18 protein-coding genes are annotated in these 22285 nt (G+C 61.5%); 6 read left to right on the top strand and 12 right to left on the bottom strand.

The features are described 5' to 3' along the window. The first annotated feature begins 52 nt into the window (after window positions 1–52). Window positions 53–2140 (top strand): exopolysaccharide transport family protein, encoded by a 2088-nt coding sequence (locus JF539_RS00330; RefSeq protein WP_207137965.1) that lies wholly within the window; start codon window positions 53–55, stop codon window positions 2138–2140. Further along, window positions 2118–3428, top strand: a complete 1311-nt coding sequence (locus tag JF539_RS00325) for a UDP-phosphate alpha N-acetylglucosaminyltransferase (protein WP_207137963.1) — start codon at window positions 2118–2120, stop codon at window positions 3426–3428. The genes JF539_RS00330 and JF539_RS00325 overlap by 23 nt, the downstream gene beginning before the upstream one ends. 13 nt (window positions 3429–3441) lie before the next feature. Here JF539_RS00325 and JF539_RS00320 read toward each other — a convergent pair whose 3' ends face one another. Beyond that, the gene (locus JF539_RS00320) at window positions 3442–4608 is read right to left on the bottom strand and encodes a glycosyltransferase family 4 protein (protein ID WP_207137961.1); all 1167 of its coding nucleotides are present in this window, start codon (window positions 4606–4608) and stop codon (window positions 3442–3444) included. A 74-nt stretch (window positions 4609–4682) separates the two neighbouring features. Here JF539_RS00320 and JF539_RS00315 point away from each other — a divergent pair, with 74 nt between their 5' ends. Next, a complete protein-coding gene (locus JF539_RS00315; RefSeq protein ID WP_207137959.1) occupies window positions 4683–5774 on the top strand; it encodes a glycoside hydrolase family 5 protein in 1092 nt (363 codons plus the stop codon). Here JF539_RS00315 and JF539_RS00310 read toward each other — a convergent pair. After that, window positions 5771–6775: a glycosyltransferase family 4 protein gene (locus JF539_RS00310; RefSeq protein WP_207137957.1), complete on the bottom strand. Its 1005-nt coding sequence runs from the start codon at window positions 6773–6775 to the stop codon at window positions 5771–5773. The genes JF539_RS00315 and JF539_RS00310 overlap by 4 nt on opposite strands. Before the next feature lie 183 nt (window positions 6776–6958). On the opposite strand from JF539_RS00310, the gene JF539_RS00305 reads away from it, so the two are divergent. Both JF539_RS00305 and JF539_RS00300 read left to right on the top strand, forming a co-directional pair. Beyond that, on the top strand, window positions 6959–8446 hold the full coding sequence (locus JF539_RS00305; RefSeq protein WP_207137955.1) for a lipopolysaccharide biosynthesis protein: 1488 nt from the start codon (window positions 6959–6961) through the stop codon (window positions 8444–8446). 220 nt (window positions 8447–8666) lie between these two features. Then, window positions 8667–10502: a serine aminopeptidase domain-containing protein gene (locus tag JF539_RS00300; RefSeq protein ID WP_207137953.1), complete on the top strand. Its 1836-nt coding sequence runs from the start codon at window positions 8667–8669 to the stop codon at window positions 10500–10502. Here JF539_RS00300 and JF539_RS00295 read toward each other — a convergent pair. From JF539_RS00295 to JF539_RS00260, 8 genes are all read right to left on the bottom strand, one after another. Next, the gene (locus JF539_RS00295) at window positions 10470–12917 is read right to left on the bottom strand and encodes a glycoside hydrolase family 2 protein (RefSeq protein ID WP_207137951.1); all 2448 of its coding nucleotides are present in this window, start codon (window positions 12915–12917) and stop codon (window positions 10470–10472) included. The two genes, JF539_RS00300 and JF539_RS00295, sit on opposite strands and share 33 nt — an antisense overlap. Beyond that, on the bottom strand, window positions 12918–13934 hold the full coding sequence (locus tag JF539_RS00290) for a DUF1839 family protein (protein WP_207137949.1): 1017 nt from the start codon (window positions 13932–13934) through the stop codon (window positions 12918–12920). Window positions 13935–14054: 120 nt separating this feature from the next. Beyond that, window positions 14055–15236, bottom strand: coding sequence for an acyl-CoA dehydrogenase family protein (locus tag JF539_RS00285; protein ID WP_207137946.1), 1182 nt, complete (start codon window positions 15234–15236; stop codon window positions 14055–14057). A 3-nt stretch (window positions 15237–15239) separates the two neighbouring features. Then, window positions 15240–15488 carry an acyl carrier protein gene (locus JF539_RS00280; RefSeq protein WP_207137944.1) on the bottom strand — a complete coding sequence of 83 codons (249 nt, stop codon included), beginning with the start codon at window positions 15486–15488 and terminating at the stop codon, window positions 15240–15242. 213 nt (window positions 15489–15701) lie between these two features. Next, on the bottom strand, window positions 15702–16505 hold the full coding sequence (locus tag JF539_RS00275) for a class I SAM-dependent methyltransferase (RefSeq protein WP_207137942.1): 804 nt from the start codon (window positions 16503–16505) through the stop codon (window positions 15702–15704). Beyond that, window positions 16502–17554, bottom strand: a complete 1053-nt coding sequence (locus JF539_RS00270; protein ID WP_207137939.1) for a glycosyltransferase family 4 protein — start codon at window positions 17552–17554, stop codon at window positions 16502–16504. Before JF539_RS00270 ends, JF539_RS00275 begins: the two co-directional genes overlap by 4 nt. An 8-nt stretch (window positions 17555–17562) precedes the next feature. Further along, on the bottom strand, window positions 17563–17961 hold the full coding sequence (locus JF539_RS00265) for a 6-pyruvoyl trahydropterin synthase family protein (protein WP_207137937.1): 399 nt from the start codon (window positions 17959–17961) through the stop codon (window positions 17563–17565). 31 nt (window positions 17962–17992) lie between these two features. Then, window positions 17993–19006 carry a zinc-dependent alcohol dehydrogenase gene (locus JF539_RS00260; protein ID WP_207137935.1) on the bottom strand — a complete coding sequence of 338 codons (1014 nt, stop codon included), beginning with the start codon at window positions 19004–19006 and terminating at the stop codon, window positions 17993–17995. Window positions 19007–19116: 110 nt separating this feature from the next. Between JF539_RS00260 and mdoH the strand changes: the two genes are divergently transcribed. Beyond that, window positions 19117–20943 carry a glucans biosynthesis glucosyltransferase MdoH gene (gene mdoH, locus JF539_RS00255; protein ID WP_207137933.1) on the top strand — a complete coding sequence of 609 codons (1827 nt, stop codon included), beginning with the start codon at window positions 19117–19119 and terminating at the stop codon, window positions 20941–20943. A gap of 57 nt (window positions 20944–21000) precedes the next feature. Here mdoH and ptsN read toward each other — a convergent pair whose 3' ends face one another. After that, a complete protein-coding gene (gene ptsN, locus JF539_RS00250) occupies window positions 21001–21468 on the bottom strand; it encodes a PTS IIA-like nitrogen regulatory protein PtsN (RefSeq protein ID WP_207137930.1) in 468 nt (155 codons plus the stop codon). A gap of 63 nt (window positions 21469–21531) precedes the next feature. Next, entirely contained in the window at window positions 21532–22119 is a 588-nt protein-coding gene (hpf, locus tag JF539_RS00245) for a ribosome hibernation-promoting factor, HPF/YfiA family (RefSeq protein WP_207137929.1), read from the bottom strand. Between the last annotated feature and the right edge of the window lie 166 nt (window positions 22120–22285).

Raw genomic sequence — 22285 nt, 5'->3', positions numbered from 1 at the left:
AAATGACGGCGGCGTTCCCAACCGCTCAGCAGGACTCTCTAAAGACGGCAGCATGGTTGATATCTCAGACATTCCAAGGATTTTGCGGCGGCATATTCCCCTGCTGCTGATCACGCCGCTCGTCTTTGCCGCACTTGCGCTTTTCTATCTTGCCTTGAAAGCCCCCGTGTACCGATCGAGCGCCGAGCTGCTCGTGCGGCCCGAGGGCCTTCAGGTTTTGGTAAACGATCCGGTCAGCACCGCGAACAATCAGACCTTGCAGGGAATGGATCTCGACAGTCAGAGTTTTGTGATCCTTTCGGCGGCTGTCCTGAACCAGGTGGCCAACAATCTCAATCTTGACGATTCAAAGAATTTTTTCAGGCCTGGTATCAGGGATCTGCTGTTCGGCGGGTCCTCGTCCGGCAGCCGGTCTTCGACGGAAGCGCGCAACGCCACTCTCGACGCCCTGCGGGAAGTCGTTCAGGTGGTCCGGCAGGGAAATTCCTTCGTTTTCCAGATCCATGTCAGCCATCCCGACCCGGAGCTTACGGCGCTGATCGCGAATGAAATCGCCGAAGTCTATATCCGGGAAACCCAGTCCACGCGCGCAGCCGCACTCAGCCGCGCCAGTTCCACGTTGAGCAAACAGGCGGAACAGCTTCGGGCCCGAGTGGAGGCCGCGGATGCGGCGGTGGAGGCCTACAAGGCCCGGCAGGGTCTGATCAGCACAGCCGGCGGCTCTGTTGTCGATCAGCAGATTGAGGCCCTGAACACGCAGATCACATCGTCGCGGGTCGAGCTCGAGCAGACAAAATCTCTTTACGAGCAGCTGGCGAACCTGACCTTGTCCGACGTGGAAGCCGGGGCGATCCCGCAGGTTGCGGAAAGCTCCGTCTTGAACTCCTTGCGGGTTCAATACGCCCAGGCCACGCAACAGGAGGCGGAAGCCGCGGCAACGCTGGGGGCCAATCATCCGACCTTGCGCGAGCTGCGCTCGCAGGTCGCCAGCACGCGGCAACAGATTGGTTCCGAGCTGCAGCGCATCAAGGCCAGCGTGGAAAGCCAGTACGAACAGGCCAAGTCCACGCTGGCGGCACTGGAGAAACAGTCCCAGTATCTGCAGTCGCAGAACACGGCCCAGGGCAAGGCGCTCATCGAATTGCGACAACTGCAGAGCGAAGCCGACGCCAGCCGGGCCATTTACGATTCCTTCCTGAAACGCGCCCAGGAGCTGAAGGAACTCCCGGAACTCGACACAAACACCTCCAGAATCCTTTCCGCGGCCCAGGTTCCGATCAAGCCGAGCGGGCCGAAAAGCGTCATTGTCCTTGCCGCATCCCTGCTCTTCGGTTTTGCCGTTGCAGCTTCCGGCGTTGTCGGCCTGGAGATTTTGAAGGGACCGAAGGCTTCCGAGCGCATGCTTATTTCCACGACCGGCGCGCCCGTGCTGGCGAGCCTGACCCCTCCGCAATCGGGAAAAGGCCTCGCGCGAACGCTTCCACGATGGCTCACGGGACGGCCGCGAGCGCATCCCGACGAGGAGACCATCGCGCGGACGCGCATCGCCTATACCCTCCGGCAGTCCTTTCTGGACAACCGCCCCGCCAATATTCTGATCCTGTCCGTCGGCGAGACCGGTGAAACATCGGATTTTGTCCGGTCTGTCGCCGTCGAGTTGCACGACATGGGCGAAGAGGTCCTCTTTGCCCACACCACCGCAGCAACGAATGCGCCCCCCCCGGCCGCCGACCCGGCGCAATCGCCTCTTGCCTCCAAAAGCTCAAGAATCGGGTCTCTCAATCACCTGTCCGCAAAGCTCTCCGGCAACGGGAACGCGGAGCCGAAGGCCGGCGAGCGGAGCGAGCCCGCGGCACGCGGGAGGACGCTGGCAAGCTATCTGAAAGTGGAGCAGATCGATCCGCGCAGGAAATACGCTTCCAGCGGCGACCTCGATTCCGCGAATGAAGACTACCTTCTGGTCAACGCGGGCAACATCGATTCAAGCCCGATGCTGCCCATTCTTTTACGCCATTGCGACGGCATCCTGCTTGTCACCGCAATCGGCACCACGCACTCGAGTGAACTCGAGCATGCTCTGGCCTATCTGGAACCCTGGCGCGACCGGATCATCGGACATGTTGTCGTCAAGTCCGCCTGATCGATTTGGACCTCGCGGGCTCGGCATCGGCCGGCCTGACGCCGCAATCGACCGGGACCGGTACCGGCTCTGGCTGTTCGCCATCTATGCGGTGGCCGTCGGCACCCTGACCTTCAACTTTTTTCTCGCCTTCACGAACACCAACCTTTTCCGCATTTCGGAAACCCATGTCATCCTGGGAGAAATGCTGCTTTTGGGGATCGCCCTGCCACTGGCGCTCAGCCGCGATGCGGCGCTCTATGTGATCCTGTTCCTCTATTTCAGCTTCATGGCCTTCATCCTGGCCTTACGGCCGGAACTTGACCTCAAGGCGATCCGGGACTTTCTGATCCCGATCGTTTTCTATTTTGTCGGGAAGAAGTTCCGGACCATCGAGGATGCCGACCGCCTGATCTGGATTGCCACGTTCGTCGTGATCTTCGTCGGCCTGTTCGAATTCATCTTTCTCGATATCTACACCCGGGTAATCGATATTTTTCAATACTACGTCGCGCGCGGTACGCTGGCGGCGGACTCCAATTTCGTGGAAGGGTCGAACCTCTTCATTTCGAGCACGCGTATCGGCGGCCGGAATTTCTTCGGCTTTCTGGGCAATCTGCGCGCTTCCTCGGTGTTTCTGGAACCGGTTACGATGGGCAACTTCGGCGCCTTCCTCTGCCTTTGGGCCTTGTTCCGGGCCGGAATGCGTCACCGCGCGTGGCTGTTCGCAGCCGGTTTCGTCGCCATTGTCCTGCCGGATGCCCGCTTCGGCATGTTTGTCTGCGTCGCGCTCTTCGTGGCTGCGCCGGCTGCCTTCATCGTTCCGAGAATTCTGTGGTGGAGCGTGCCGCTGATGATCACTTTCGCACTGGCCATCTACGGCGCGTGGACCTCGCAGATCATCTGGAATGACAATTTCACCGGCAGGCTTTTACATGCCAGCCAGTTGATCCAGGAGATCACACCGGATTCCTTCTTCGGCATTCTCGCCTATGGGCCGGAACTGGCGGACAACGGTTTTGCCTATTCGATCGTACAGATCGGGGCTGTCGGACTTCTGGCGCTGTGGACGCTTTTTGTCTTCGCCCCTTACCAGAACCCGAGGGCCATCCAGTTCAAGGCTCTGGCGATCACCTATATCTCGCTGCTCATGACCGTTTCGAATTCCTTCTATTCGATCAAGCTGGCCGCCCTTTTCTGGATCGTCGCGGGGGCCGCCGACGCGATGAAACTTCCGGACAAGGCACCGGGAAACCCCGCACCCAGCGAAGCCGCACCGAATGCGCCGATGCCTGACCGCGTTCTTTAAGCAGACAAGCGGGTCAGCGTGACAGCGCCTCACGATACAGATCGTCGTACGCACGGGCAACGAGCGGCCAGCCGAAGCGCTCAACCGAATTAACTGCCCGGTCTTTCAGATCGGGCTCCGCGGACAGGTCGGAATAGGCAGCCACGATCGTCTCGAGCGTTTGCCGGCGATTGTCGAAGTCTGCAAGACGGACCACGTCAAGTTCCCGCGAAAGGGCAACGAAGGCCTCGTTCTGTTGAACCACCGGGACAAGTCCGGCGCTCAAAGCCTCGATCAGGACCAGACCGAAGCCTTCGTAATCCGACGCGCTCACGAAAAAGCTGCATGTGCCGATCAGGCTACGCAAGGCCTCCAGGTTCAATCCCACATGCACCGTCACACTGTCCGACAACGCGAGGGCCTCCACCCGCGCCTCAAGGTCCCCTGCGCTGATGTCCGACTCCATGCCGGCGATCTCCAGGCGCCATTCCGGGTCCTCGGCCGTCAGGTCCGCCATCAGGTCAATCAGCCGGTCCAGGCGCTTGTTTTCAGAAAACCGTCCGAGGGCGAGCAGGCGTTTTTGGGGACCCGGCGAAGCCGCATTGTGAAACTTTTCGATATCGGCACCGTTTTCGATCAAACGCACCCGGCCCGGTGCGATCCTTCTAAAAAGCTCGAGATCGCTTTGACTGCAGCAGGCAAGCCCCGCATACCGGCTCGCGGAAAACCGGGTCAGCGTGTTAAACCAGACCGCCTTCAGAGCGGCGAATTTCTTCGTATGGAAGAAGCCGCCGTGGGTTGTTGCGACCATCTTCTTGCCGTGCCAGATCTTCGAGAGTGCGAGAGCGTCGAAAAAGAAATCCACCGCGTGCACGTGCACCAGGTCCGCGTCCCGGATTTCGCTCAGGACAGATGGCGCGATAGGATAACGGCTGCTGCCGGAAAAAGGGATCCGGTGAACTTCGACCCCGTCGATCATTTCCTTTTCGGGAAGGACGCGATCCGGCTCCTGAAACAGCCGGTTCAAGGTGATCACCTTCAGCCCGGCGAAGCGCCCGGCCTGTTGCGCCGCGAGGTTCTTGACCACATCCTCCAGCCCACCCACGTTCGGCGCGTATTGCCGGACCACGTGAACGAGCCGGACATCCGAAAAGCCGCCTCGACAATCGGCGTCCTTACTGTGACAAATAGGCGTGTTCATATAGGGTATCCGGCACAAGGCTGCTTCATGTCTGATCGCGGCACGATAACATCAGTCATTTCAACAAGATCTTTATGACCGGACAATCTTCGACATTTCAGGCATTTCCCACCGCCAACCAGCGCACCGTCTTTCCGTGCCTTGCCATCCTTGGGCTCGCGCTCCTGCTTGCCATGGTGTCCCCATCGAGAGGTCAAGACAGCGTTTGCCTCAGGGGCGTCAACATTTCCGGAGCCGAGTTTGGCGGACCCGACGGCAAGGCCGGGACCGACTACACCTACCCTTCCGATGCGACGCTGGACTGGGCGGCCGCCCGGAACATGGCGGTCATCCGCCTGCCCTTCCGCTGGGAACGGCTGCAAACGCGTCTCAACGGCGCGCTCGACCAGGACGAACTGTCCCGGTTGAAGGACACCGTCGAACGGGCGAACCGGCGCGGCCTGACCGTCATTCTCGACCTGCACAACTACGCGGAATACCGCGGCGAGAAAATCGGTCAAAAAACCGACACGGGCAACGTTCCGCCGGAAGCCTTGGCGGATTTCTGGCGCCGGCTCGCCTCCGAATTCTCCGGCAACGAAAAAGCCGTCTACGGGTTGATGAACGAGCCGGCCGGCATCACGGCGCAATCCTGGTTCGAAGCGGCACAGGCGGCCGTGACCGCGATCCGGCAAACGGGGGCCGACAATCTCGTGCTCGTGCCCGGCACGATCTGGTCCGGCGCCTCCCACTGGTTCGAGGAGCAGGACGGAGGATCCAACGCGGACCTGTTCGAGCGCCTGTCCGATCCGGCAAACCGGTTCGCGTTCGAGTTTCATCAGTATATGGACGAGGATTTCTCGGGCACAAAAGCCGACTGTCCCCGCGTGAGCGATGCTGTCGCCGCGCTGAGCTCCGTGACCGAGTGGCTCAGGCAGCACGATTTCAAGGGTTTTCTGGGCGAATTCGGCGGCACGTCGGCGCCGGATTGCCTGAGCGGCCTGATGGAGATGGCCGGCTTCGTCAATGAAAACAGGGATGTCTGGATCGGCTGGACGGCCTGGGCCGCCGGAGACTGGTGGGGCGACTATCCGCTGTCCCTTCAACCGGTCGGCCGCATCGACCGGCCGCAGTTCAAGGTGCTCGAGCCGTTTCTTGCCGGCGGCATCGGCTGCGGCCGTCCTTAGGGCGTGCCCGCCCCGTACATTTCGGCGTGCGCTCTGGCAATGGCGGGCCAGGTAAAGTCGGCCTCCGCCATCGAGGCCGTCAGGAGCACCTCTCCGGTCTCCTCCGATACCAGAACTTCCTCGAGGTCGGTCCATCGGTCGAAGTCGAACGTCGCCTGTCTCATCCAGTCCGGCGTCTTTTCGGAATAGCGGGTCACCACCTGGACGCCATGCTCCAGACAGGCCAGGGCCGATCCGCGCTTGTCTGAAATTCCATCCGGATAAGGCAGAACGGCGAACCTGGCATCCAGAAGAGTTCGCGAAACCGCCGCCTCGTCGAGGTTCACCTTCAGCTCGACGTTCAACTCTTCCGTCCTTCGCTTCAACTCCAGAAAATAGTCTCCTTTGGGATCGAGCGAGGCGCCCATCAGGACCGCGCGTCCCGCCCAGCCCCGCTGTCTCAACAGAGCGACCTTGTCGAGGTATGCCTCGATGCCCTTTCCCTCGATGAGAAAACCGAAGTGTATGAGATCGACGGTCCGGTCCTGAAACGCCCTCGGTTCGTCGACGGGCGGAATGTTGGATCCGATCGGAATGACCTTGAGTTTTTTCGGAAAGTTCAAAAAGAACCGGGCAAACCGGCCTTTTTCCCAGTCGCCGGAAAAGACGAAACCGGCCCGGCGCAGAACATAGGGAACGAGATAGAGTTTCCGGACCGCATGAAAAATCGAAAATTCGTGGAGCGTGACGAATAGCCGGCCTTTGCCGGACAAAAACGCGAAGACAGAGAACCAGGGCGAGCGGCCGGCTGTTATCGACGGGTACTGGACATGCACCGCGTCATACCCGCCTTCTGCACATTTCCGGCGCAGGTGGCGAATGCTGTCCACGCTCCAGGAACGCAGGTTTTCAACCTCGACCTCGTGGCCCAGGCTCCGCAGCGCAGCCGCCAGACAATAGGTATAGTCGCTCACGCCGCACCGATCGGCGCCCTCCGCAGCAACGATGAACAGGATTTTCAAGAAAGCGACCCGCTTCTAAAACACAGAAACCTAGCGGTATTCCATTTGTGTTACGATTCTTTTTAGAGAATGGCCTGTAGAAGCAATCCAGGGAATGGGCCCGTTATTTCCAGCTTTTCAGGCGTCACGTTCGGCAAGCCGATCCCCAACTGTCCTGCGAAAAGTTTCTAAGAGCGGCATCGGATGAAATCGTTAATCAGCGCAGGCTTTTTCGTTTCAGCGGCCGGAATAACGTCCCTCGCCGCAGGTCTCGTCAGCTCCATCGCAATTGCAAGAATCCTGGGTGCCGAGGGAACCGGACTGACGGCCCTGGCGCTTTGGGTGGCGCTCACAGCCTTCGCCGTGGCGAACCTGGGAATACCGTCGACGATCCTGCGCTACATCTCCAGAATCGGCAAAGACGAAAGCGAAACGCGAGGCTTTCTCAGAACTTTGTACGGGCCTTATGTCGTTTCCCTGACGCTTTTCACCGGCGCCTTCTTTCTCTATGCGTCCTGGGAATTCTACGAGGTCAATCTCAACACGGCCTTTGTCTGGTTTTTCGCGGGCCTGATTTTCCTGGCCTATTCTCACGGACTTCTCGTCATCGTGTCCGATCACGGGCTCGGGCACTTCCACAGAACCGCCTGGAAAACCGCCGCCGGATGCGCGCTGCAGATTCCCGTGACAATCGCAGGCGCCCTCCTGTTCGGTCCGGCCGGTGCCATGTTCGGCTATCTCGCGCGCCATCTGCCGCAAATGTTCGGACTGTCCAAATATCTTCGTGGCGGCGCTTCGGAGCCCGTCGCAATTTCAGATCAGATGCGCCGGTACAGCCGCAGCATCTGGGCCTCCGAACTGCTGGACCAGCTCGTCAAGACACGCATTGAGTTTATCTTCATCGGCTGGTTCTTCAGTATCACGGAACTCGGTTTCTTCGCGGCGGGCATCACCTTTTCCAGTCTGATCCTGCAGCTTTCCGTCTACCTTGCCGCCGGTCTGACCCCCGGCTTCGGCAAGCTCTACGACGACGATGCGATGGATCAGCTCCGGCTTTCCTACGACCGGACGCTCAGATGGCTGACCATGCTGCTTTTGCCCATCAGCCTGGGCGGGGCGGCCATCATGTCGGAGCTGATCCCCCTGGCCTTCGGGCAGGACTTTACGGCCACCGTGCCGATCGCGGAAATTCTCGTCCTGTTTTCCCTGCCGCAAGCGCTTTCCTCGGTCCCGCTGGCGGCAATGCTTGCCCTGGAAAACGATCGGAAACTTCTGTTCATCAATGGAGTTACGGTTCTCGTCCTTGTCGCCCTGAACCTGACCCTGACGCCAATTTTCGGCGGGATCGGAGCGGCCTGGATCAGAGGCGTGGTCGGGCTCTCCAGCTTCCTGTGGCTGATCCATCACTGCCGTCATGCGCTCGGTTTCAGGATTTCCCTTGCACCCTATCTTCGAATTCTGGTTTCGGGTCTCGCCTGCGCGGGAGCCGCCTTTGTCATCCTGCGTGAGGTGCATGGCGTCCCAGGGCTCGCGATCGCCATTCCCGCCGGCGCCCTCGCCTATTTGATCGCGCTGCGCCTGACCAAAGCGATCCCGGGTGCGGAAATCGAGATCATGCGCGACCTTCTCGGCAAGGTCACGCCCGCACATCTGCGAAAACACGCTCTCAGACTCGTATCGATCCTTGGCTGAGAACAGCTGACGGCATGTTTTTGCAGCGGCCGAAATGCATTGGTGCGATTGGTACCGGCCCCCCCCTGACGCGGCCCAGCGTTTTCACGGAATCAACTCAATGTTTCTTTACCCTGAGATGCAATAATGCCGGGAAATGCCGGTGGTACACTTCACGCTGGAGTGCGCAAATCGGACAATCAACAAGACCTTTCTGCAAGGGAGGCTCAGGAGGTTCAACGTGGCTCTCAACAACACGCAGCCCATCGGTTTCAACGGCATTTGCGGACTGCTGACATTGCCGGTCACCGATACATGGAAGGACACGGGCGTTGTCCTGTGCCGGCCATGGAGCCGGGACGAGGTCAGTTGCCGGAAATTCTACCGGGTGTTGGCCGACAGCTTCGCCGCCAGGGGCTATCCCGTCATCCGTTTCGACTATCCGGGCCAGGTCGACTCGCTCGACATGGCGGAAAACGACGGCATAGACCGGTGGGTCGAGGCTGCGAATGAATCCGCTTCGGCGCTGAAAAAGCACTCGGGCTGCGAAAGGATCGTTTTTTTCGGGCTTGGCCTCGGGACTGTCATTGCTCAGATGGCGGCACAGACGCGACCCGATATAGCCGGGCTTATCCTTGCCGCTCCGGTCACCAGCGGACGGCGTTACCTGCGCGAGCTGGGACTCCATGCGAAGATGGCCTTTGAAGCGGAACTGCTGCCGCTCGACCTTCTCGATACGGACAAGGTGTCGCTCCTGGGGAACGTGCTGCCGGATAAATTTGTCAAGGACCTCGCGGAGGTGAAGCTCGACAAATCCCCGCTTCCGCGGAAGGTCCCCGTCCTCCTGTTCGCGCGCGATGGCGTATCCTCCGACCGGACCCTTGCCGATCACATCCAGTCCGAAGGTCTGGAGATTTCCGTTCACCCGTTTAGCGGCTACGACGATCTGGTCGGGAATATCCTTCAGTCCAGACCGGATTGGGACCTGATCTCTACCGCGACGGACTGGTTGACGAACACTCTCTCCTCCGGGAATTCGGAAATGCCGGCGAACCAGGCGGATCTCGGGCCGGGCCGGCTGGAAACCGGGCAGTTCCGGGAAGAAGCCCTCTTCGTCGGAGCGCATGAAAAACACCTATATTGTATCGTCACGAGCCCGATCGAGGCGGCAAAGACCGCCCCTGTCTTCATCTTCGGCAATACAGGCGGCTACGACCACCATGCCGGACGCGGGCGGGAATGGGTGACCGCCGCACGGAAGCTGGCTCAGCTGGGCGTGATTTCCGTGCGCTTCGACGGTGTGAATACTGGCGACAGCTACCCGGATCTGCCGGAAGGCCAGGAAGCCCTCTATTCGGAAACTCAGATTGAGGATTTTCTCGACCTGATCGACTATTTCGAAGGCCGATATCAAGGGCCGGTCACCCTGATAGGGCGCTGCAGCAGCGCCTATTCGGCGTTTCATGCGGCCGCCCGCGACCCGAGGGTCCGGCAACTCGTTCTCATCAACCAGCTCAAGTTCATGTGGGACCCGGACGTCCCTGTCGACCTGAAGTACATGGGACACCGGTCCACGGCGGATTATACGAAGCGGCTCACGAGCGCCCACACGTTCAAGCGCCTTTTTCGGGGCGAACTCAATTTCGCAACCGCGGGCCGCGGAGTGGCCAAGATGCTGCGCCAGCGGGCCGCTGAAAAACTCGCGGCGGTCTTCCCGCAACTGACAAAATTCGGTCGCCTGAAAGCCGAAGCCCTGAAAAAGTTCGAGGTCCTGAGAGAGCGCGACGTCAAGGTCCATTTCTTCTGCAGTGTCGGCGACGAGAGCGTCGATCAGCTCAAGGCGCATTTCGGCCCGGATCTCAAGGGCTTTGCCGCCTTCCCGAACATCTCGCTGACCACCGTGGACAATGCGGACCACAACCTGATGCCGGATCATGCCCGCGCCGAGATGTTCTCATTCCTGGAAAAAATCGCTCACCTGTCGGACACGGCCGGTCAGCCGCCCGCGGCTACGGGCGACGAACCGTCCTCCAAGGTGTTGAGATCAACCAGCCGTCACGCGGTTTCGGCCGTTTAAGGCGCTGAGGGTGGCCTTCGGCCCTCCTTCCGGCACAGCGCTTCCGGCCAGAGCCTCAAAGCGAACCGTCCTGCTGGCGCCGGGCGCCAGATGAAACCAGTTGTCGTCGACGCAACACCCCGGAACCTCGAGCCCCGCGAACCACAAAAACTGCTTCGAGGACAGCGCCAGGTCGCCCGACCGCCCATCGAAACTTTTAATGGAAATGTCCATGTCGAGCACCTGCCGGGCGGAGGCGTAAAGCTTTCTGTCCGGGAGGTGGCAGGCATCCGCCAGAACCGTGCCCGTTTCGGGATCCAGCATCCGCACCACGGTCACATCGTGAGAGAGCGGACCGAAACGGTAGGCGTAGGTGACGTCAAAAAAGGCCCCGATCAGATCGACGGCGTTGAAGGTCTCGGCGCTGTGCGGGGCAAGCACGATATCTTTCTGTCCGGAGACAACCTGAACCTCACCGTCGCGGAGGCAGGAGAGAGACAGTGTTACCACCTTCTCCTCCGGGCGATCGTTGACCGCATGGATGGCCAGTCCGTTGGTGCCTTCGTCGGTCACGGAGACCTGCAGCGGCCGGAAAGCGCGCTTCACCGCGTAATAGGCCGGTTTCGGCCGTCCCGCCGCATCGATCAGGCCCCAGCCCGCGCCCATGGCCAGATCCTGAAATGTCCAGACCAGAGCCCCCTGGCAGCTTGAGCCCGCCCGGCGCCATTCGGCGAAGGTCTGTTCCATCGCCTCGCCGGTCACGGCGCGTCCCAGGTCCAGGTAACGGTCCGGATCGCCGCAGCGCAGAGAAGCCGGGTCGAGGCCGTAAAGCGTCTTCAGGTAGTGATCGCGGACATCCTCAAAGTCCCATCCCGCTCCCCGGTCGCGCGGCACACGCGCCTTCCAGCGCGGATCGTGGCCCGGTTTGACCGGCAGGCCCTCGTCGAGGCTCTGCTGCGCCGGGATGTTGGAAAAGGCCAGGCACTCGCCGGCGAAGCGGATGTTCGCCCGCCGCGCATCTTCCAGCGGCCTCAAGTACGCACCGACGCCGTAGTAGTGAGCGATGCCCTCATTCGGCGAAAAAGGCAGAACGCCGCCGCAGGGCGAATTCGGAGCATAGGGCACATCCGCGCGGAACTCCCGTGCCAGAGCCGGCAGGATCTCCTCGCAGAGCGGGCCCTTCCAGCGGCTTTCCGGCAGGCCCATCATGGCGCCCTGCTGATAGATCTCGCTACCACCGCACAGGACAGCGAGCGAGGGGCAGCCCGTGGTCTCCGTCAACCTGTCACGAACTTCGGCGCGGACCTCTTCGACAAAGGCGGCGTCCTTGACCGGATAGTCGTAATTGGCGAACGGGAAATCCTGCCAGACCAGAAGGCCCAACTCGTCGCACAGTTCGAAGAACGCCCGGCTTTCGTAAAGCATGGTGCCGCCGATGCGCAGCATGTTCATACCGGCGTCGCGCGCCGCCTCCAGAAGCGGGTGGTAACTTTCCCTGCCGCTTGGCAGGTTCAGGAGATCGGCACTGGTCCAGACGGCCCCTCGGCAGAACACCGGAACGCCGTTGACCTTCAGACCGAAGCCCTTGCCGTCCGGTCCCCGATCCGCCTCCAGGCGGCGGAAACCTGTTTTGCCGAGGGAGAACCGATGGTGTCCTGAAAGGACTGTAATATCGTAGAGCGACGGCACGCCATGTGTATGCGGCATCCAGGCGTCGACCCGGTCGAGCCGGAGAGTTGCCGTGTGCGTCCCGTCGTCCCGCAGGCTCATTTCGGCCGAAGCGCCGGCGCAATTGAGAACGGGTACGTCTTCGATATCATCGAACCTAGCAGAGACGACCAGCGTGCCCGATCCGTCCGGCGCCAGGTCCGCCAGAATGTGCTTTTCGGAAAGCCTCGCGTTCCCGGCCGGCTCGATGCGGATCGGCCGATAGGGACCGACGGCATGGATCTCCGGACACCAGCCCGGCATGTGGCCGAGAAGCGTGGTACGGATCAGGCGCAAACCCTGGGACGTGGCCAGTTGCGGCTTCCAGCGCGCACGAGGGCCTTTAGCGGCGAGATGCGGTTCCAGCGCGCGGAAACAGATTTGAAGCCTGTTCTGCCGGGCAAGAGACGCTTCAACCTCATAGACCCGAAACATGTTCCGGCTGTCCAGAATGCGCTCATCGTTGAGATAGACCTCGGCAACCGTCGCGAGTCCTTCGAAGCAAAGGCGATAGTCGCCGGGCTCGGCCGCGAACCGCGTCTCGTACCAGACATCCTTGCCGTGAAGCGGCAGGGGCGCGTCCGGATCGAAAAGGCCTGCGTCCGCCAATGCGCCGGCGGCGGTTCCAGGCACTCTGGCCGGGACGAAAGCCTCTTTTGCGGCGTCGGCCGGTTCGGAGCCGGGCTCCGCGACCGCCAGAGACCAGGTCATCCCCGCAAGGCCGGTCATTCAGGCACCGGCGACGACGCGCGAAAGGCGGGGTTCGCCGTTTCCATAGTGGAGATCGAGGAGGCCCATCAGCTTGTCCCAGGCCTCAACAGCCGGAACCAGCCCGTCTTCCAGGCCCTGGAACTTCTTGCGCATGACGGCCCTGGCCAGTTTGAACTGCACCACCTTGCAGGTGGCGGAGATGGTCTTGGCATCGGCAATACCCTGGTCCAGTTCTCCTCGCTCCTGGGCGGCAAGCCATGCGAGATAAGAGGAGAACAGCTCAAAGTTCGCGCCGAGCTGGCGTAGCGTGTTGAAGGCGTAGAGGTGGAAGAAGCCGAACTCCCGCTCGCTGATCGCGGCCACCTGCTCCGGGAACACTTTCGCGAAGGCGGCAATCGGGTTTGCGGCAGGCCGCCGGGCCAGATGATGGCGCAGCAACTGTTCCGAAACGTTCAGGATTTCCACTCCGGACGGCCGCGTGTCCGGGAATTTCACGAACTCCGTATAGGGCAGGAACGGCAGGTCCCTGACGTGATGTCCGCGCTGAAACACACCGTCGAAATCGTCACCCTCAAGCAGATGCAGTCCAAGGCCATGGTAATACTCCATGGTCCGCTTGTCGAAATCGATCCGGTTCGGGGCAATCGTTGTCTTGCCGTGCGCATCCCGGTAACCGACGCCATGGGTGTCCGGCAGGAAGTAACTGTCGACCTCGACCAGCGACAACCGGCCCCTTTCGATCTGATTCTGGATATGCGTCTCGACCCGGTCATAGATCGCCAGTTCGGTCACCTTCAGACCGTACAGGGCTTCGAGGTCTTCCAGGGGCACCTTGAAGAAGGTGAACTGATCGCCTTCGAAATCCTGCGTGAGCGAATAGGCAAGGCAGGCCTCCGGCGGAAAGCCGAGGGACGGCAGGACCTCGATCCAGACATCGAGATAGCAATTGGTTTCCGGCCAGTCGCGGTCCTGCGCATGCAACGGGCTGCGAACGTAGGTGGCCGCGTCAAGGTGTTTGAAGACAGCTTCACTCATAAGGCGGTTTTCCCCTCAGCCCCACAGTGCCAGGCGGCAGTGACCAAGACCCGGCTGGCGGGCAGAGGCGGCCGCCTCGTGGCGCCGCACAGGACGCGGCGCCGCCAGGCCTTGCGTGCATCAGCCCAGCAGGCTGGTGTCTTGCTTGTTGACCAGAAGCATTGTCGACGTGTTGCCGAGAATCCGGTCGTTGGAGATCATCAGCTGCGCGGAGTGGGCGTCGCGCAGATGACGGCCGAGGCTGTAGGGCGTGCCGTTCTTGTAACCGGCGATGCCGCAGATCAGCATGCAGTGATTGATGATGGTCAGGATCGTCTGGGACGTTCCGATCTTCACGTTGTTCATGGCAACGGAAAAACTCATGGCGTTGAGCGCGTCGCCGTCGCCCTTGCAGGCTTCGAACTGCTTCAGGCCCGCGACCACATTCGCCTTGACGAGTTGCAGGAGGCTCGAGGCCTCCGCAAGGCGCAGCGCGCCGGGGGGCACCTGGCCCGGCGATTTGCGCGCGGCCGTTTTGACGAAACTCTGCGCCCGGGCAACCGCATCGGCGGCGATACCGTACCACAGGGACCCCCAAAGCAGATGGGAGACGGCCAGCATGGACTGGGCCGCGATTTCCGCGAAGGGTCGCGGCAGGATCTGCTCTTCCGGAGCCTCGCCCTTGAAGATATAGCCGTCGGAGCAGGTCCCGCGCATGCCCAGGGTGTCCCAGACGCTGGTCTGCTCCAACGTGTACTGATCTTTCAGGAAGATGGTTGCAACCTGATCCGAATGCGCAGCGTCGGCGTGACGGCGGGAGGTCACCATGATGGCGTCGGAATCCGCTCCGTAGGAGATCACGGTCGCATCTTTCGTCAGGCGCGCCGTACCGCCTTCAACCTCGATGGCACACAAGGAATTGCGCAGATTGCCGCCGATCCCGGCTTCGCTGGTCGCCGAACCGATAAGAAGCTGCTCGTCGCAGACTTTCTTCAGGAACGCCTCGTGCCACGCGCTGCCGGCCGCGTAGCCGGACAGGCTGGCAATCTGGATCTGATGCATGGCGTAGGTCATGGCGGTCGCGGCGCAGGCCTGACCGAGGATCGCGCAGATGTCGGCGACTTCCGTGAGGGTCGCACCTTCTCCGCCGAGTTCCGGGCGGATCATGATCCCCATCAGGCGCTCGGCCTTGAGGGCATCCATGCCTTCCCTGGGAAAGCGCGCTTCGCTATCCACCCGGTCCGCGAATTCCGCGGCGACCTTCGCCGCCCGTTTCGCACGCTCCGTCTGTGACAGGGCAGCGATCTTGGTTGCAACGGTCATGGATCAGGCCGCCTGGTCTTTGAGAATTTCCGTCAGAGCAGCGTCGATGGCGTCGACCGAAGAAAAGGACTTGCGGTTCAGCAGGTGTTCGGGGAACTCGATGTCGAACTCCTCTTCCAGAGCCAGCATTACCTGAACAGACGCGAAAGAGGATAGGCCTGCATCGTAAAGATCCGCACCGTCCGCGACAGTCTCGACCGCAACAGGCAGATTGCCATGCTTCGCCAGAAGGTTCCGAATTGTTTCTTTCATTGCCATCCTCGTCTACGTAGAAACGTTGCCCAAACCACCTCGATTGTAGTTGCTGGTCATATAGTGCGAAAAAGAATAAGTTGTACTTAAGGCATATGGTAAAAAATTACGAAACACGGACCTTCGATTTTCGAAAATTAGCTACGTACTTCAGATCTTTCGCACAAGAATACGCGCGAATTCGACACGACCGTGGCCAGACTGCCTGCGCTCTCAAGCGCGCTCATTTCCGTGTTGCGGCAAGGCCGCGAAATCGATGTGTCCGACCGTAATGTCGAGGCGTCGATCCCCGATCTTCTCCCGCCGGTCGCGCCACCAGTCTTCCAGGGCGTCTTTTTCCAGGCCGACTTCCCGGCCGACATTGGCCCAGCCCTGCAGAAACTCCGTCTGAAACTCTTGAGACGACGGGCCGGCCCGCCAATCGGACGCGCCCTGCACGACATGGTAACCTTCGGCTTCAAAAAGCGCCACCGCACGGGGTGCCGCGTCCGGTCCAAGGGCCGGACCGAACCCCTTGTCGGTGCGCTGATGCGCGTTCAAGGCTAGAGACAGCGTGTCGTCGAACGGATGCGGCGGGGCGAATTCGGTGCGGCCGTCATAGGTGAGGCTTGCCAGAAAAGGCTTTTTCGCCCGGACGATCCGCGTCACAAGCTCTTCCAGAAAGCGTTCGGAGACGAGATCCAGAAACGCCGATGTCGTGATTGCATCCACCTCTTCGAACGGCAGATTTGTGAGCCCGTTTGCCAGGTTGGACTGCCGGAGAGAAACCGCATCGCCCCAGCGGCGCCGAGCGGCATCCAGCAGGAGCGGATCGTGATCGGTCAGCAGCCAGTCGACCGGGCGGTCGGCCCGCTTGCCCAGCGCCGCAACCGTCGAACCGGCACCGCTGGCGAGATCGAGCAGCCGGACTGGGCCGGACGGCAGCCCCTCCCAAAACGCCTTTTCGACATCCGGATTTCTGGCCGCCAGGTCGAGCGGTTCACGCAGGGTCAGCCAATGGGACGAAAACCCGCTCATGATTGCAGTTCCTTCAAGATTTCGGCGAATTGGCCAGCGGCCTCCCGCCACTCCGGCAACGCCGCTGCCGCCTTGCGAGCCGCAGCCGCCAGCGCGGAACGTTCTGCCCGGTCTTCGATCAGGGTTGACAGCGCCTCGCGCAAGCACGCGACATCCTCCGCCGGACAGTAAACCGCCGCATTTTCAGGCAGCGTCTCGCGCACCGCGCCACCGCCGCTGCCGATCACAGGCAGGCCATGGGCGAGAGCCTCGGTATAGGCCATGCCGTAGCCTTCGTAGCGGCTTGCCAGCACGAAGATGTCGGCTGCGGCATAAAACCCGGACAGCGCCTGCGGCGGCACCGCTCCGTGACAGGTGATCCGGGCGGTCAGCCCCGCTTCCGCAGCCTGCGCCTGAAGCGCCCGGTAGCAGGCCGGATCCGCGTCAAGACCACCGACGATATCGAGATGCCAGTTAACACCGGCCAAAGGGGCTAGCGCCTCCAGGAGCAGGTCGTAGCCCTTGCGCGGGACCACCGTGCCGACCGACAACAAACGCAAGGAATCAGATGGCGCTTTTGGGCCAGCTACGGGCTTCTCGGTTCCCGGTGGAACCACGCTGATCTTCGTTGCCGGAGCACCGAAGAGCTCCGTGACCTGGCGCGCCGTGGCCGGGCTGGTGACGATCACATGGCGGGCGTGCGCCAGTACCTCACTCTCGCTGGCCCGGAGCGCCGGCGCCTTGTCCGCGCTCAGCCCGTTTTCCAGGCAGAGCGGGTGATGCACCAGAGCGACGAGGCTCAGCCGGCCGGCCAGCGCACGCGCCGCGTCGTCCATGACGCCGAAGGCGAGCCCGTCGACAACCACCAGGCTGCCGGCGGCAAGACCTGCCAGTTTCCGCTGCGCGGACGCCAGGGTTTCCTCCGTCGGAAACGGAAACCCCTCGCCCAGAGGCAGAAGCTCGACTTGCCAGCCAAGGTCGCGCAGTCCGGCGATGATGCGCCGGTCGTAGCCGTAACCGCCTGTCGGCGTCTCCAGGTCGCCCGGATAGGCGAAACACACCGTGTTCATCGGTCTTTTCAGATCCCGGCCTCGTACCAGGCCCGAGCGACATGGGATTCCGAGATGGTCACCCGGATAGCGCTCAGTTCCGCTCCCGGACGCCCCAGCCGGTCCTCCCGCGCCGCCTTTGCCAGATGGTCGTGGATATGCCGGGTCAGGAATTCCGTCGTCGTGTTGACGCCCGCGAATTCCGGCACGTCGTCCAGGTTCTTGTAATTCAGCGGCTGCAGCACTTCCTTCAGGGCTTCGTGAGCACGGCCGATGTCGATGACCACGCCATTTGCGTCGAGGCTTTCGGCGAGAAAGGCCGCGTCGATGACGAAGGTGGCGCCGTGCAGGGCCTGGGCAGGCCCGAACAGCTCGCCTTTGAAGGAGTGGGCAATCATGACGTGGTCGCGGACTTCAACTGCAAACATTCTCGTGTTCCTGAAATGGCTCTTTGAAAGACTACGGGGTGGTTGGCTTGCTTTCGCCGTCATAGACGACAAGGGCGGCCAGAACATCTGACGCCTTGTTCAAAATATCGGGAAGTTGCTCGGGCAAGCTGTCGAACGGAATGCGATGGCTGATCAGCCGGTCCAGCACCGGGTCGCTCAACAGGGACAGCGCGGTCTCCATTCGGCGGCGGTAGGTCCAGCGTGCCTGACGCTCCGCAGGGATCGTGCCGACCTGGCTGGATATGAGTTTCAACCGCCGGGAATGGAAATCCTGGCCAAGGGGAACCGGCACCTCCCGCGCCCCATACCAGCTCATTTCCACGATGGCTGCGCCGTCGCCCGCGCAGGTCAGAGCAGTGCCGAGACCGCCTGGCGTCGCGCTGGTATGAAAGACCAGATCCTGGTCCCCTGGCGCGTCTTCGGGAAGACTGAACCCAAGCCCGAGCGCCCGGGCGACCGGTGCCCGGGCGGCATTCGTGTCCACGACGGTGACGGTTGATCCAGGCAGCCCATTTGCGACGTAAGCCGTCAGGAGGCCGACAACGCCGCCTCCCACCACGCAGATGTGATCCCCAGGTGATGGTTTTCCGTCCCATATTGCATTGAGCGCCGTTTCCATGTTGGCCGTCAGCACGGCCCGTTCGGGGAGAACGTCTGCGGGGACCGGAACACAAGAACCGGAAGGGAGGGTGAAGACACCTTGATGCGGATACAGCGAGAACACGGTTTGTCCCATCAGAGCGGCGTCCCCTTCGACGACCTTTCCGACATTGGCGTAACCGTATTTGACCGGGAAGGGAAAGTCGCCCGACTGAAACGGCGCGCGCATGCGCTGCCACTCACATTCCGGAACCTCACCGCGGAACACAAGTCCCTCGGTTCCCCGGCTGATGCCGCTGAAAAGCGTTTGAACCATGACCTCACCGGTTTGCGGGCGCGCAAACTCGGTCGTCTGGATTGCGCAGCTCAAGTCGCCGGTGTACCAGAGCGACCGGGTTCTGCCTGTGCCGGCCGTCACCGTCATCTTTCCCGCCTTCGCGTATCTTTCCTAAGCACGCAGCATGCTCCCGTCACCATTAGGACATTTTGACATGCGCACTATCGCGACGATTGCCCAGATTGGAAGACCAAAAAATGTTTCAAGCCATTAAAGCAACGTATTCCGGTCAACCGGCACCCGGCATGACGCCGCGCCGTGTGCTGTTTTCAGCCCTTCTGGTCCTGAGCTTTGTCGGCCTGTCGGCGCTCATGGCGGTCACGCTGTCGCCAGGCGGGCTGACCCCGCTCGACCTGTTTATCCTGCTGTGCTTCATGGTGACCCTGCCCTGGACGATCATCGGCTTCTGGAACGCGGTGATCGGTCTCCTGGTGATGCGCCTGTCGAAAGACCCTATCGCCGCCGTTTGCCCGATAGACCAGGGCAATCCGGAGCAGCCTCTCACCTGTTCAACCGCTCTTTTGTCCTGTGTGCGGGACGAGGACACCGAAAGCCTTGAGACAACCCTGAGCGCCATGGTTTCCGGCCTGGTCCGCGCCGGGCAGGCGGAGCACTTCTCCCTTTACGTGCTCAGCGACACCTCGATGAGCGATATCGCCCTGCAGGAGCAGCAGATGATCGCGCGTCTGCGCGAACGGTTCCAGGGTCAGATGGATGTGACCTACCGGCGCCGGACGGAAAACACCGGCTACAAGGCCGGCAACATCGAGGACTTCTGCGAGCGCTGGGGCAACGACCATGACTTCGCGCTGGTGCTCGACGCCGACAGCTACATGTCTGCCGAGGCGATCAGCGGTCTTGTCCGGCGCATGGAAGCCAACCCGCAACTGGGTATCCTGCAGAGCCTTGTGGTCGGCCTGCCAACGGACAGCGCGTTCGCCCGGATCTTCCAGTTCGGCATGCGGCTCGGCATGCGCTCCTACACCATCGGCAGCGCATGGTGGCAGGGCGATTGCGGCCCGTACTGGGGTCACAACGCGCTCCTGCGCCTCAAGCCTTTCAAAGAGCACTGCAAGCTGCCTGTCCTGCCAGGCAAGGGGCCGCTCGCCGGCACCATCCTGTCCCACGACCAGGTGGAAGCCGTCCTCATGCGCCGGGCCGGATACGAGGTCCGGGTCCTGCCCATGGAAACGGGCAGCTACGAGGTCAATCCGCCGCATCTCCTGGAATTCATCCGCCGGGACCTGCGCTGGTGCCAGGGCAACCTTCAATACCGCCGGCTCCTGAGCCTTCCGGGTCTCAAGCTGGTCAGCCGCGCGCAGCTCTTCCTGGCCATGCTGATGTTTTTGGGTTCGCCCGCCTGGATCGGTTTCATGACCGCCGCCGCCGTTCTCGGCATGACGACGGACTATGCGCCCTATCGCGCCGATACGGGGTCGGTGCTGTTCTTCACGGTCCTGACCATGGTTTTCGCACCGAAGCTGGCGACGGTTGCCGATGTGCTGGCGCGCAGGGACATGAGAAAAGCCTTTGGCGGGCCGGTCCGCGTGCTTCTCAGCGTCGGGGCGGAGATCCTTTATTCCTCGATGCTCGCGCCGATCATGGCCGTGGCGCACAGCCTGTTCATGGGCGGGCTGATGTTCGGCAAGACCATCGGCTGGGGCGCGCAGGCGCGCGGCGTTCAGCGTCTGCCGCTGGCGCTCGCCGGCCGCAAACTCTGGCCGCAGGCCCTGTTCGGCAGCGCGGCTCTGGCCTGGGTCACCGGACAGCCGTTCGATCTGGTCTGGCCGATCATTCCGGTCGCCGTCGGTCCGCTCCTCGCTCCCCTGATCGCGGTCTCGACCTCGACCAAGACGCTCGGTACGGCCGCAATCCGGTCGACCCTGTGGCGGATCCCGGAAGAAACGGCTCCGCCGGCGGAACTGGCGGATCTCCACCTTCCGACCCTGTTGATCCAGGGCCACGTCGCGGCCACGCCGCAACAGGCCATGGTCCAGGGCGACGCCACCACCGCAGAGGCGTAAGAGAACCGGCTTCGGCCGGTTCAATTTTTTCAATTCAAGGAAGAAGGAAGGGCAGCCTCAGGCCGCGTTGGACGATGCCAATGGCTGGATGAGGTAACCGAACATCTCGGACGCGTCGCTCGCCCCGCGAATGCCCTTGGTGACCTCGGCATCGCGAAGCTGGCGCGCGATCCTGGCAAGGGCTTTCAAATGATCCGCTCCCGCCCCTTCCGGCGCGAGCAGAAGAAACACGAGATCGACCGGTTCGTCGTCAAGAGCATCGAAATCGACCGGCTTTTCCAGTTTGGCGAACAGCCCTACAAGACGGTCCAGACGGGTCAGTTTGCCATGCGGAATGGCAATACCGTGACCGACGCCGGTCGAACCAAGTCTTTCGCGCTGAAGCAGGGTGTCGAAAATCTCGCGCTCCGAAAGCCCGGTCACTTCCGCCGCCTTGGCGGCCAGTTCCTGAATAGCCTGCTTTTTGCTTTTGGCCTTCAAACCGGCAATGATCGAGTCTTTCGTCAGAAGGTCTTCAAGATCCATCAGTCAGCCTACAAGTTTCGAAGCACGGCGTCTCCGTTGGAAACGCCGGCTCCGTTCGCATCTTTATTCCGCGGCCGCGCCAGCCACCAAAGCCGGATCGATCCAGCCTATATTGCCGTCCGGCCGGCGGTAAACAACGTTGACACCGCCATTTGCCGCATTTTTGAACATGACGACCGGCGCTTCGGTCAGATCAAGTTCCATGACCGCCATTCCGACTGTCATCGTTTTGACTTTCGCGGACGTCTCGGCGATGACGAGCGGATTGAAGTCCGCCGGCACTTCCTCGTCTTCCTCGGGCGAGGCGAGCACGTAAGACGCGGCCTCGAAGGTCTCCCGGCCATGAGCGTTGTGGATGTGGTGGTCCTTCAGCTTGCGCTTATACCGCCGCAACCTTTTCTCGATCTTGTCGGCTGCCGAATCAAAACTGTTGCGCGGGTCCTGATCCTGCGCGGACACCTGCAATATGATGCCGGTGTCCAGGTGCACGGTGCATTCCGACTTGAAGCCGGCGCCTTCCCTGCTGAGCGTTACGTGGCCTGTGAATCCGCCTGTGAAATACTTCGACAGGGCATCTTCGATTCGGTCTGTGATGTGTTCGCGCAGAGCGTCGCCTACATCGACATTCTTACCCGAAATCCGCAAAGCCATGGGGACCTCTTCTTTTTCTATTGACCGATGGTACACCGGCAACCCGCCGGTGCTGAAACGCGAAACGTTTCAAGCCCACAGAATGGACCAGTCGGCGCGCAAGCGCCATCCCCTGATTACGTCATGAGGGCGGTGCTATAATTGCGGTACCTCAAAGAGTCAATTG

Source organism: Roseibium aggregatum (assembly GCF_017309185.1).
In the GTDB taxonomy this organism is placed as follows: domain Bacteria; phylum Pseudomonadota; class Alphaproteobacteria; order Rhizobiales; family Stappiaceae; genus Roseibium; species Roseibium aggregatum_B.
The sequence above is the reverse complement of the archived record's forward strand: the minus strand, read 5'-3'. Positions and strand labels throughout refer to the sequence as shown.

What these genes read in the sequence shown, in the direction of transcription:
- mdoH (WP_207137933.1), top strand. Translation starts at nt 19,117, where the DNA reads ATGTTTCAAGCCATTAAAGCAACGTATTCCGGTCAACCGGCACCCGGC.
- hpf (WP_207137929.1), bottom strand. Translation starts at nt 22,119, where the DNA reads ATGGCTTTGCGGATTTCGGGTAAGAATGTCGATGTAGGCGACGCTCTG.
- JF539_RS00325 (WP_207137963.1), top strand. Translation starts at nt 2,118, where the DNA reads ATGTTGTCGTCAAGTCCGCCTGATCGATTTGGACCTCGCGGGCTCGGC.
- JF539_RS00260 (WP_207137935.1), bottom strand. Translation starts at nt 19,006, where the DNA reads ATGACGGTGACGGCCGGCACAGGCAGAACCCGGTCGCTCTGGTACACC.
- JF539_RS00270 (WP_207137939.1), bottom strand. Translation starts at nt 17,554, where the DNA reads ATGAACACGGTGTGTTTCGCCTATCCGGGCGACCTGGAGACGCCGACA.
- ptsN (WP_207137930.1), bottom strand. Translation starts at nt 21,468, where the DNA reads ATGGATCTTGAAGACCTTCTGACGAAAGACTCGATCATTGCCGGTTTG.
- JF539_RS00265 (WP_207137937.1), bottom strand. Translation starts at nt 17,961, where the DNA reads ATGTTTGCAGTTGAAGTCCGCGACCACGTCATGATTGCCCACTCCTTC.
- JF539_RS00280 (WP_207137944.1), bottom strand. Translation starts at nt 15,488, where the DNA reads ATGAAAGAAACAATTCGGAACCTTCTGGCGAAGCATGGCAATCTGCCT.
- JF539_RS00320 (WP_207137961.1), bottom strand. Translation starts at nt 4,608, where the DNA reads ATGAACACGCCTATTTGTCACAGTAAGGACGCCGATTGTCGAGGCGGC.
- JF539_RS00290 (WP_207137949.1), bottom strand. Translation starts at nt 13,934, where the DNA reads ATGAGTGAAGCTGTCTTCAAACACCTTGACGCGGCCACCTACGTTCGC.
- JF539_RS00285 (WP_207137946.1), bottom strand. Translation starts at nt 15,236, where the DNA reads ATGACCGTTGCAACCAAGATCGCTGCCCTGTCACAGACGGAGCGTGCG.
- JF539_RS00315 (WP_207137959.1), top strand. Translation starts at nt 4,683, where the DNA reads ATGACCGGACAATCTTCGACATTTCAGGCATTTCCCACCGCCAACCAG.
- JF539_RS00275 (WP_207137942.1), bottom strand. Translation starts at nt 16,505, where the DNA reads ATGAGCGGGTTTTCGTCCCATTGGCTGACCCTGCGTGAACCGCTCGAC.
- JF539_RS00305 (WP_207137955.1), top strand. Translation starts at nt 6,959, where the DNA reads ATGAAATCGTTAATCAGCGCAGGCTTTTTCGTTTCAGCGGCCGGAATA.
- JF539_RS00330 (WP_207137965.1), top strand. Translation starts at nt 53, where the DNA reads ATGGTTGATATCTCAGACATTCCAAGGATTTTGCGGCGGCATATTCCC.
- JF539_RS00295 (WP_207137951.1), bottom strand. Translation starts at nt 12,917, where the DNA reads ATGACCGGCCTTGCGGGGATGACCTGGTCTCTGGCGGTCGCGGAGCCC.